Here is a 1242-nt window from a genome sequence, read left to right on the forward strand (position 1 = left end):
GTTGGGGTTGGGTTGCCGGTGGTGTGGCCGGTGTCGGGTCGTTCGGCGGCGGCGTTGGCGCGGGTCGCGGGCGGGTTGGCCGCGGAGTTGTCCGGGGCGGGACCGGTGGTCGATCCGGCCGGGGTGGCGGTGACGCTGGCGGGCCGTTCCGGGTTCGGGGTACGGGCCGCGGTCGTGGGTACGTCGGTGCCGCAACTGGTGGCGGGTCTGACCGCGCTGGCCGCTGACGAGCCCGGCACGGGTGTGGTCCGGGGAGTGGTCGGTGACAGCGGCCGTCCGGTGTTCGTGTTCCCGGGTCAGGGTGGTCAGTGGGCGGGGATGGCGGTCGGGCTGCTGGACTCCTCACCGGTGTTCGCGTCCCGGATGGCCGAGTGTGAAGCGGCGTTGACGCCGTTCGTGGACTGGTCGCTGGTGGCGGTACTGCGTCAGGAGCCGGGCGCCCCGGGGCTGGACCGGGTCGACGTGGTCCAGCCGGTGTTGTGGGCGGTGATGGTGTCCCTGGCCACGGTATGGGAATCGGCTGGTGTCACCCCCGGCGCGGTCGTCGGGCACTCCCAGGGCGAGATCGCCGCGGCCGTGGTCGCCGGGCTGCTCGACCTCGACGACGCCGCCCGGGTCGTGGCGATGCGCTCCCGAGCGTTGCGGGAGCTGTCCAGCACCGGCGGCGGGATGCTCGCCGTCGCCGACACCGCCCAGGCGGTCACCGACCGGCTCGGCGAGGACCTGACCATCGCCGTGGTCAACGCCCCGGCCTCGGTCGTGGTGTCCGGACCGGTACCCGCGCTACAACGGCTGGCCGACCGGTACACCGAGGAACAGGTACGCACCCGGATGCTGCCGGTCGACTACGCCTCCCACGGCCCGGCCGTGGACCCGGTCCACGACCGGCTCGCCGCCGACCTGGCCACCATCACCACCGGCCCGGGCCGACCCGAGGTCACCTTCTGGTCCACCGTCACCGCCACCCCCGCCACCCCCACCGACCTGAACGCCGACTACTGGTGGCGCAACCTACGCCAACCGGTCCAGTTCCAACCCACCATCGACACCCTCCTGAGCACCGGTCACCACACCTACATCGAGATCAGCCCGCACCCCGTCCTGACCACCGCGATCGAACAAACCGCCGAACACCACGACACCACCTGCACCACCATCGCCACCCTGCACCGCGACCAACCCGACCACCACCAACTCCTGACCTGCCTGGCCCACGCCTGGACCACCGGCCTACCCATCAAC

The 1242-nt window shown here is 72.2% G+C and carries 1 protein-coding gene; it reads left to right on the forward strand.

From position 1 onward, the window contains the following. Nucleotides 1-30: 30 nt before the first annotated feature. On the forward strand, nt 31-1242 hold a 1212-nt coding region (locus tag I0C86_RS00060), incomplete at its 3' end, for an acyltransferase domain-containing protein (RefSeq protein ID WP_196199065.1).

It is taken from the genome of Plantactinospora alkalitolerans (assembly GCF_015690345.1).
In the GTDB taxonomy this organism is placed as follows: domain Bacteria; phylum Actinomycetota; class Actinomycetes; order Mycobacteriales; family Micromonosporaceae; genus Plantactinospora; species Plantactinospora alkalitolerans.